The organism is Amycolatopsis anabasis (assembly GCF_009765355.1).
Taxonomy (GTDB): Bacteria; Actinomycetota; Actinomycetes; order Mycobacteriales; family Pseudonocardiaceae; genus Amycolatopsis; species Amycolatopsis anabasis.
The window spans coordinates 1-10,707 of record NZ_VTHK01000115.1 but is presented as its reverse complement, the minus strand read 5'-3'; the positions used below and the strand labels follow the sequence as shown (position 1 = coordinate 10,707).

1 protein-coding gene and 1 pseudogene are annotated in these 10,707 nt (G+C 73.2%); both read left to right on the top strand.

Features of this window, described 5'->3' with window-relative positions; genetic code table 11:
• A partial coding sequence (locus FXO23_RS49755) for an SDR family NAD(P)-dependent oxidoreductase (protein ID WP_158896099.1) occupies positions 1 to 4,203 on the top strand: 4,203 nt, incomplete at its 5' end.
• A gap of 214 nt (positions 4,204 to 4,417) precedes the next feature.
• Positions 4,418 to 10,707: pseudogene (locus FXO23_RS52455) on the top strand (type I polyketide synthase); the annotation flags it as partial.

Sequence of the window (10,707 nt, the reverse complement as noted above, 5' to 3'; positions counted from 1 at the left end):
GTCAGTCATGCGTTCCATTCGCCTCGGATGGATGCGATGTTGGCGGAGTTCGCCGAGGTCGCGGCTTCGGTGGAGTACCGGGCGCCGGGCATTCCGGTTGTGTCCAATGTGTCCGGTCAGTTGGATGGGGAACTGGCCACGCCGGAATATTGGGTGCGGCATGTCCGGGAGGCGGTCCGGTTCGCCGATGGGGTGCGCACCCTGGCCGAGCAGGGCGTCACCAGGTTCCTGGAAATCGGCCCCGACGGCACCCTGACCGGTCTGGCCCAGGAATCCCTGGACGAATCGGTTCTGGTGCCCGCGTTGCGCCGGGACCGCGACGAACCCCGGACGCTGCTCACCGCGCTGGCGCGGTTGCACGCGCACGGGGTCGACATCGACTGGGCCGCCTTCTTCGCGGGCTCCGGCGCGCGCCGGATCGACCTGCCGACCTACGCATTCCAGGGCGACCGGTACTGGCCCGAGCCGCCGGTCGCCACGGCCCTGAACTCGGCGGGCCATCCGTTGCTGGGCGCGGCGATCGCGCTGGCCGAGCCGGACGGTGTGCTGTTCACCTCCCGGCTTTCGCTGCGCACGCACGCCTGGCTCGCCGACCACGCGGTCGCGGGCACGGTCCTGGTCCCGGGCACGGCACTACTCGAGATGGCGATCCGCGCCGGGGACGACGTTTCCTGCGACCGGGTCGACGACCTGATCCTGGAAACGCCGCTGGTGCTCGCCGAAGGGCCGGGAGCCGACGTGCAGGTCGTGGTCGGCGCTCCGGCCGCGGACGGCACGCGTCCGGTGAGCGTGCATTCGCGGCCCGCAGGCGACGGGGGCGACTGGACGCGGCACGCCCAGGGCACCCTTTCGGCGAGCACCGAAACCGGCGGCGCCGAGGAACTGACCGAGTGGCCCCCGGCCGGGGCGACCGCGCTTCCGGCCGAGGGTCTCTACGACCGGCTGGCGGCCACGGGATTCCACTACGGACCCACGTTCCAGGGGCTGCGCGCGGCTTGGCGGCGCGGGGACGAGACGTTCGCCGAAGTGGCCCTCCCGGAAGAGATCACCGCGGACGCCGACCGCTTCGGCCTGCATCCCGCGCTGCTCGATTCCGCCCTGCACGCCCTGGGGCTGACCACCGAGGATCCCGATCGGCAGCGGTTGCCGTTCTCCTGGAGCGGGGTGCGCCTGCACGCCACCGGCGCGGCCGCCGCACGCGTGCGGTTCGCACCGGCCGGGCCGGACGGAATGCGCGTGCTGGTCGCCGACCCCACCGGCCGCCCGGTCGCCGAAGCCGACGCCCTGGTCCTGCGGCCGTTCCACGCCGAGCAACTCCCCGGCACCCGGCACGACTCGCTGTTCCGGGTCACCTGGAACGAGGTTTCTCCGGCGGCCCACCGGCGGCCGGGTGCGGTCGCGCTGCTCGGCGCCGGTGCCGAACTCGCCGAGGCGATCGAACCCGCCGGGGAGGCGTTCGCCCGGTACGACGACCTCGCCGAACTGGACGCCGCGCTCACCGCCGGGGCCCCGGTACCCGAGATCGCGGTCCTGCCCTGCACCGGGGAAACCGGCGACTGGGCGGAGGCGGCCCGCGCGCGGACCGGCCGGACGCTCGCCGCGGTGCGCGACTGGCTGGCCGACGACCGGCTCGCCGGTTCCCGCCTGGTGGTGCTGACTTCGCGTGCGGTGGCCACCGAAACCGGTGAGGAACCCGGTGATCCGGCCCAGGCCGCGGTGTGGGGCCTGGTGCGGTCGGCACAGTCGGAGCATCCCGGCCGGTTCGGGCTGCTCGATCTGGACGGGCACGCCGAATCCCGGCAAGCACTGGCCGCCGCGCTCGCCGGCGACGAACCGCAACTCGCCCTGCGCGCCGGAACGGTCCGGGTGCCACGGCTGGCCCGCGCCGAAGACGCCGACCTGCTCGCGGTTCCGCCGGAGACCGGCGCCTGGCGGCTGGGCATCGAGGACAAGGGCACGCTGGCGAACCTGCGCCTCACGCCGTACCCGGCGGCCGATGAGCCGCTCGCGGCGGAGCAGGTCCGGATCGCCGTGCGGGCGGCCGGCCTGAACTTCCGGGACGTGCTCAACGCACTGGGCATGTATCCCGGCGAAGCGGGCGCGCTCGGCGCCGAGGTCGCCGGGGTCGTCACCGAAGTAGGCCCGGGCGTCACCCGGCTCGCGCCCGGTGACCGGGTGCTGGGGCTGGTGCCCGGCGGCGCCTTCGGCTCGATCGCGGTGACCGATCACCGCATGCTCGCGCCCCTGCCGGAGGACTGGTCGTTCGTGCGGGGCGCCGCCATCCCGATCACCTTCCTCACCGCCTACTACGCCCTGGTCGACCTGGGCGGGCTGCAAACCGGGGAATCGGTGCTCGTGCACGCGGCCGCGGGCGGGGTCGGCATGGCCGCCGTGCAACTGGCGCAGCACCTGGGCGCGCGGGTGTTCGGCACCGCGAGCAGTGGCAAGCAGGGCGTGCTGCGCGAGCGGGGACTCGACGAAGACCACATCGCCTCGTCCCGCTCGCTGGAGTTCGCGGACGAATTCCTGGAAACGACCGGTGGCCGCGGGGTCGACGTCGTGCTGAACTCGCTGGCCGGGGAGTTCGTCGACGCCTCCCTGCGGCTGCTGCCCCGCGGTGGCCGGTTCCTGGAGATGGGCAAGACCGACGTCCGCGACGAGGCGGCGGTTTCGGCCGGACATCCGGGCGTGCGGTACCAGGCTTTCGACCTGATCGAGGCCGGGCCCGACCGGATCCAGCGGATGCTCACCGAACTGCTGGACCTGTTCCGCTCGGGCGCCCTGCACCCGGTGCCCACCACCACCTGGGACATCCGGCGGGCGCCGGAGGCCTTCCGGTTCGTCAGCCAGGCCCGGCACGTGGGCAAGGTCGTGTTCACGCTGCCCCGCGAGCTGGACCCGGACGGCACGGTCCTGATCACCGGCGGTACCGGTGTGCTGGGCCGCTTGGTGGCGCGGCACCTGGTGACCGAGCGCGGCGTGCGGCGGCTGGTGTTGCTGAGCCGTCGCGGGCCGGATGCCGAAGGGGCCGCCGAACTGGAAGCCGAGCTGACCGGCCTGGGTGCGCGGGTGCGGATCGCCGCGTGCGACGTGGCCGACCGCGGCGCGCTGGCGGAGGTGCTCGCGAAGATCCCGGCCGAGCATCCGCTCACCGCGGTGGTCCACACCGCCGGGGTGGTGGCCGATGGTGTGGTGGAATCCCTCACCCCGCACAGCCTCGACGTCGTGTTTCGCCCGAAGGTGGACGCGGCGCTCGCGCTGCACGAGCTCACCGCGGACGCGGATCTGGCCGAGTTCGTCCTGTTCTCCTCGGCTTCCGGCACGCTCGGCGGCGCCGGGCAGGCGAACTACGCGGCCGCCAACGTCTTCCTGGACGCGCTGGCGCGCCACCGGCGGGCGCAGGGGCGGGCGGGCACGTCGCTCGCCTGGGGGCTGTGGGCCGAACGCAGCGGGATCACCGGGCAGCTCGACGACAACGACCTGCGCCGGATCAACCGGCTGGGCGTGCGGGCGCTCTCTTCGCCCGAGGCGCTCGCCCTGCTGGACGCCGCCCCGGCGGCGGCCGACCCGGTGCTGGTGCCGCTGCCGCTGGACACCGCGGCGCTGGCCGACCGGGCCGAGGCGGGGACCGTGCCGTTGCTGCTGCGCGGCTTGGTGCGCGCCCCCGTCCGCCGGTCGGCCGCGTCCGTGTCCGGGCCGGACGAACCGGAATTCGTCGACCGGCTCGCCGGACTGTCCGAATCGGACCGTCGGCACGCGCTGCTGGACCTGGTGTGCGCGAAGGCGGCACTCGTGCTCGGTTACGCCGGTGCGCACGCGATCGAGGTCGAGCGGCCGTTCAAGGACCTGGGTTTCGATTCGCTGACCGCGGTCGAACTGCGCAACGTGCTCAACTCCGCCACCGGGCTGCGGCTGCCGCCGACGCTGGTGTTCGACTACGCCACCCCGGTCGAACTGGCCGGATACCTGCTGACCGAACTCGCGCCCGCGCCCCGCGCCGAAGCCGGGGACCTGGACCGCATCGAAGCGTCGCTGACCGAACTCGCCGCCCGGCCGGAGGATCGGCCCGAAGTCGTCGCGAGGCTGCGGAAGCTGCTGTCCACCTGGGACTCCGAGCAGGCCGAGGACGCCGTCGACGCGCTGCGCACCAAATCGAACGAGGAACTGTTCGACCTGATCGACCGAGACCTGGGGGTGTCCTGACAGCGTGTCTGAAAACTGGGCTGAACCGCATGACTTGAGCCAGGGAACGCGCCCGGCGAAGCCACGCGATCGGGACGGCGGGGCGCCAGAACAGCGGAAAGTGAGGGGGGTTGCCAAGTCAAGCCCCGGCGGCGCGAGCGCGTCCGCGCGTTCTCAGACAGGCACTGACGTGTCGTCGTCGGAGGAGCAGAAGCTTCGCGACTACCTGACCCGGGTGGTCGCCGAGCTGCAGCAGACGCGGCAGCGGTTGCGCGACGCGGAATCCGCCCAGGCCGAGCCGATCGCGATCGTGGGGATCGGGTGCCGGTTCCCCGGCGGGGTGTACTCGCCCGAGCAGCTGTGGGATCTGGTGGCCGGGGGAGTGGACGCGGTTTCCGGGTTCCCGGTGGACCGCGGCTGGGATCTGGCCGGGCTGTACGACCCCGATCCGTCCCGTCCCGGGACGACCTATGCGCGGGAAGGCGCTTTCCTCGACGCGGTCGGTGATTTCGACGCGGAGTTCTTCGGGATCTCACCGCGTGAGGCGCTGGCCATGGACCCGCAGCAGCGGCTGCTGCTGGAGACCTCGTGGGAGGCGATCGAACGCGCCGGGCTCGATCCGCGGTCGTTGCGGGGCAGCCGGACCGGGGTGTTCGCCGGGATCAGCGGTCAGGACTACGCGACCGTGCAGAACCAGGCGACCGAGGAACTCGGCGGCTACCTGGCGATCGGCAAGGCGGCGAGCGTCGCGTCCGGGCGGGTGGCCTACTGCCTCGGCCTGGAGGGGCCCGCGATCACCGTGGACACCGCGTGCTCCGCGTCGCTGGTCGCCCTGCACAACGCGTGCCAGGCGCTGCGGCTGGGCGAATGCTCGCTGGCCCTGGCCGGTGGCGCGACCGTGCTGTCCACCCCCGAGGTGTTCGTGGAGTTCTCCCGCCAGCGCGCGCTCTCGTCCGATGGGCGGTGCAAGGCGTTCGCGGCGAGCGCGGACGGCACCGGCTGGGGCGAGGGCGCCGGGATGGTGCTGCTGGAGAAGCTGTCGGACGCCCGGCGCAACGGGCACCCGGTGCTGGCGGTCGTCCGGGGCAGTGCGGTGAACCAGGACGGCGCGTCGAACGGCCTGACCGCGCCGAACGGGCCTTCGCAACGCCGCGTGGTGCTCGACGCGCTCGCCGCCGCCGGACTGTCCACATCGGACGTCGACGCGGTCGAGGCGCACGGCACCGGCACCGCGCTCGGCGACTCCATCGAGGCGCAGGCGTTGCAGGCCACCTACGGCCGGGACCGGGACGAGCCGTTGTGGCTGGGGTCGATCAAGTCGAACCTCGGCCACACGCAGGCCGCGGCCGGGGTGGCCGGGGTGATCAAGATGGTGCTGGCCATGCGGCACGGCATCCTGCCCCAAACCCTGCACGCGGCGGAACCGCTGCCCCGCATCGACTGGGCGAACGGCGGGCTCGCGTTGCTGACCGAGCGCAGGCCGTGGCCGGAAACCGGGCGGTCGCGCCGGGCCGGGGTGTCCTCGTTCGGGATGAGCGGGACGAACGCGCACGTCGTCCTCGAGCAGGCACCCGTGCCGGAGGAACCGGAACCCGCCCCCGAACCGGTCGCCGGGCCGGTGCCGTGGGTGGTGTCCGCACGCTCCGCGGCCGGGCTGCGCGCGCAGGCGTCCCGGCTGGCCGCGCACGTCCGCTCCCGGTCCGAACTGACCGCGGGCGAGATCGGCAGTGCCCTGGTGACCACCCGGTCGGTGTTCGAACACCGCGCGGTTGTGGTCGGCGCGGAACGGGACGGGCTGCTGGCGGGCCTGGACGCGATCGCCGCCGAGGGGCCGGATTCCGCGGTGGTGCGGGGCGTGTCCGGTGTTCGCGGACGCACCGCCATGGTGTTCTCCGGCGCCGGTGGGCAGTGGAAGGGCATGGGCGCGGGCTTGCTCGAGTCGTCCCCGGTGTTCGCGGAGAGCGTCGCGGCGTGCGCGGAAGCCTTCGCGCCGCATCTGGACTGGTCGCTGACCGACGTGTTGCGCGGCAAGCGCGGTGCCGCGCAGCTGTCCCGGGTGGATGTGGTACAACCCGCCCTGTTCACCATGCTCGTTTCGCTGGCGGCGGTGTGGCGGTCGTACGGGGTGACGCCCTCGGCGGTGATCGGGCATTCGCAGGGTGAGATCGCCGCGGCGCACGTGGCGGGCGCGTTGTCGCTGGAAGACGCCACCCGGCTGATCGCCCTGCGCAGCAAGCTACTCGCCGCGCACCTGGCCGGGCACGGGGCGATGATCTCGGTGCCGCTGCCGGTCGGCGAGGTCCGCGAACTCCTCACCCCGTGGGCGGACCGGCTCGCCGTCGCCGCGATCAACGGGCCCGCCACGGTCACCGTCGCGGGCGACCCCGGAGCAGTCGACGAACTGACCGGGCGCCTCGCCGCGGACGGCGTGCGGGTCGGCCGCATCCAGTCCGACTTCGCGTCCCACTCGCCCCAGATCGAATCGATCCGGGAAGAGCTGCTGGAGGCCATGAGCGATCTGCGCCCGCGCGGATCGTCGATCCTGTTCTGCTCCACGGTCACCGGTGAGCTGCTCGACACCACCGAACTGGACGCCGGGTACTGGTACCGCAACCTGCGGCACACCGTGCGGTTCGACCAGGCCGTGCGCACCCTGCTGGGCCAGGGCTTCGACGCGTTCGTCGAACCCGGGCCGCACCCCATGCTCACCGTCCCGATCGAGGAGATCGGCGACGACGAGGGCGTTCCGGTCGCCGCGGTGAGCACCCTGCGGCTCGGCGAGGGCGACAAGCAGCGGCTGCTGCTCTCGGTGGCCGACGCGCACACCCGCGGTATCGCGGTGGACTGGACCCCGGCCGTGCCCACCGGCTCCCGCGCCGACCTGCCCACCTACGCCTTCCAGCGGCGGCGGTACTGGCCGGAGATCGCCGCCTCGGCCGCGGCCGAGGCGCCCGCGGCGGACGCGGAGTTCTGGGACGCGGTGGAGCGCGGCGAACTGGCGGCTGCCCTGGGCGTCGACGGCTCGGCGCCGCTGGACACCGTGCTGCCCGCGCTCACCTCCTGGCGCCGTCGCTCCGAGCGGTTGTCCACCGCGGATTCCTGGCGGTACCGGGTGACCTGGAAACCGGTCACCGCACGCCCGGCCGCGAGTCTTTCCGGCACCTGGCTGGTCCTCGTGCCGTCCGAGCACACCGGCGACGCACGAGTCGTGGGCTGCCTGCGCGCGCTGACCGAACACGGCGCGCGGGCCGTGCCGGTGGAAGTGTCCGAAGAGGACACCGACCGTTCGGCGCTGGCCGCGCGGATCGCCGAACTGGACGAGCCGCTCGGCGGCGTGCTCTCGCTGTGGGCGCTGGACGAACGGGAACATCCCGGATATCCGGCGCTGACCGTGGGCGTGGCCGGAACGGTCGCGCTGGTGCAGGCACTGGCCGACCTCGGCGCCCCGGCCCCGGTGTGGGCGGTGACCAGCGGCGCGGTGTCGGTGGCGGACGCGGATCCGGTGACCAGCCCGGCGCAGGCCATGGTGTGGGGCATCGGCCGGGTCGCCGGGCTGGAGCAACCCGCCCGCTGGGGCGGGCTGATCGACCTACCGGCCGCCTTCGGCGAACGGCAGCGGGCGCGGTTCGCCGAGGCCCTGTCCGGCGTCGGTGACGAGGACCAGCTCGCGCTGCGCGATTCCGCGTTGCTGGCCTGCCGCCTGGAACCGGCATCCCTCGGCGAGGCGGCCGGGGAGCCGTGGACGCCGCGCGGGACCGTGCTGCTCACCGGCGCGACCGGGGAACTCGGCCCGCTGGTCGCCCGCTGGCTGGCTCGGCAGGGCGCCGAACACCTCGTGCTGGTCAGTCGCCGGGGCGGCGCCGCGGACGGCATGGACGCACTGGCCGCGGAACTCACCGCGCTCGGCGCCCGGGTGACGCTCGCCGCGTGCGACGTCAACGACCGGTCCGCGCTGGCGGACCTGCTCGCCGGGCTCGCCGCCGACGGGCAGGCGATCCGGGCCGTGGTGCACGCCGCCGCGGTGATGCGGCTGGCCGCGCTCGCCGACACCACGCTGGCCGAGTTCGCCCAGGTCGTCTCCGCCAAGGCCCTCGGCGCCCGCCACCTCGACGAGCTGCTGGGCGAAACCGAACTCGACGCGTTCGTGCTGTTCTCCTCGATCGCCGGGATCTGGGGCAGCGGCGACCACGCCGCCTACTCGGCCGCCAACGGGTACCTGGACGCGATCGCCCAGCGCCGCCGTTCCCGCGGGCTGGCCGCGCTCTCGGTGTCCTGGGGGATGTGGAACTCGCCGAGCCTGGCCGACGAGACGCGGTCGCTGGACGGGGTCACCGCCGATCTCGTGCGGCGCCGCGGACTGCCGTTCATGGACCCCGAGATCGCGTTCGCCGGACTCGCCCAGGCGGTGGGGCAGGGCGATACGACCGTCGCCGTCGCCGAGGTCGACTGGGAGCGGTTCGTGCCCATCTTCACCTCGGTCCGGCCGAGCCCGTTGCTGGAGACCGTGCCCGCGGCGGCCCGAATCCTCCGGCAGGGCGCGGATTCCGCGGAACCCACCGGTTCGGATTTCGCGCACCGGTTGGCCGCGATGTCGGCGAGCGACCAGGAACGCACCCTGCTTGAGCTGGTGCGGTCCCGGGCCGCGGCGATCCTGGGGCACGGCTCGGCGGAATCGGTCAAGCCCGGCCAGGCGTTCCGGGAGATCGGCTTCGACTCGCTGACCTCGGTGGAACTGCGCAACCAGCTGATGACCGCCACCGGGGTGCGGCTGCCCGCGACCCTGCTGTTCGACCAGCCGACCCCGGCCGCGGTCGTGGCGTTCCTGCGCGCGGAACTCCTCGGGGCGCGTGCGGAGGCGCCGCGGGAGGTCGTCGTGCGCGCCGACGCGGACGAGCCGGTGGCGATCGTGTCGATGGCGTGCCGGTTCCCCGGCGGGGTGGCCACGCCCGAACAGCTGTGGGAACTGGTGGACGAGGGCCGGGACGCCATTTCCGGGTTCCCGGTCGACCGCGGCTGGGATCTCGCGGGCCTGTTCGATCCGGACCCGGACAGCGCGGGCCACTGCTACGTGCGCGAGGGCGCCTTCCTGCACGACGCGGGCGAGTTCGACGCCGACTTCTTCGGGATCTCGCCGCGCGAGGCGCTGGCCATGGACCCGCAGCAGCGGTTGCTCCTGGAAACCGCGTGGCAGGCGCTGGAGCGGGCCGGGATCGAACCCGGTTCGCTGAAGGGCAGCCGCTCCGGGGTCTACGTCGGGGCCACCTCCACCGGATACGGCGGTGGAGTGCACGCCATCCGCGAGGAGAACGAGGGCTACGTCCTGACCGGGATCACGGCGAGCGTGCTGTCCGGCCGGTTGGCCTACGCGTTCGGGCTGGAGGGTCCGGCGGTGACGGTGGATACGGCGTGTTCTTCGTCGCTGGTGGCGTTGCACCTGGCGGTGCAGGCGCTGCGGGCGGGCGAATGCGAGCTGGCGATGGTCGGCGGGGTCACGGTCATCCCCACCCCGGCGCTGTTCACCGAGTTCTCCCGGCAGCGCGGGCTCGCGATCGACGGCCGGTGCAAGTCGTTCGCCGCGGCCGCGGACGGCACCGGCCTCGGCGAGGGCGTGGGTGTGCTGCTGGTGGAGCGGTTGTCGGATGCTCGGCGCAATGGGCACCAAGTTCTTGCTGTCGTTCGCGGTAGCGCGGTGAATCAGGATGGTGCGTCGAACGGGTTGACCGCGCCGAATGGTCCGTCGCAGCAGCGGGTGATCCGGCAGGCGGTGGCGAGCGCGGGGCTGGAACTGTCTGATGTGGACGCTGTCGAGGCGCACGGGACCGGGACGGTTCTCGGTGACCCGATCGAGGCGCAGGCGTTGCTGGCGACCTATGGCCAGGGTCGCGAGAATCCGTTGTGGCTGGGGTCGATCAAGTCGAACCTCGGGCACACCCAGGCCGCCGCGGGGGTGGCCGGGGTGATCAAGATGGTCTTGGCGATGCGCCAGGAGACGTTGCCGCGCACGTTGCACGTGGACGAGCCGTCGCCGGAGGTGGATTGGTCGGCGGGTGCGGTCGAGTTGCTGACCGAGGCACAGCCGTGGAAGGTGAATGGTCGTCCGCGCCGGGCCGGGGTGTCTTCGTTCGGGATCAGCGGTACCAACGCGCATGTCGTGTTGGAAGAGGCTCCGGCACAAGGTCCGGTGGAGATCATCGGGACCGCGCCGCCGGTGCTGCCGTGGCTGGTGTCGGCCCGGACCGAAACCGCCCTGCGCGACCAGGCGGTGCGCCTGCTGTCCGCGGTGGAAGGCGAGCGGGCGTGGTCCGCCGCGGATGTCGCGTTCTCGCTGGCGACCACGCGCGCGACCTTCGAACATCGTGCGGTGATCGTCGGCGGCGACCGGGACGAACTGATCGACGGCCTGCGCGCACTCGTCCGCGATGAGCCGGACGCGCGCGTGACCCGCGGAGTGGCGGGCGAGGGCCGTCTGGGTTTGCTGTTCTCGGGTCAGGGTTCGCAGCGGTTGGGTATGGGTCGTGGGTTGTA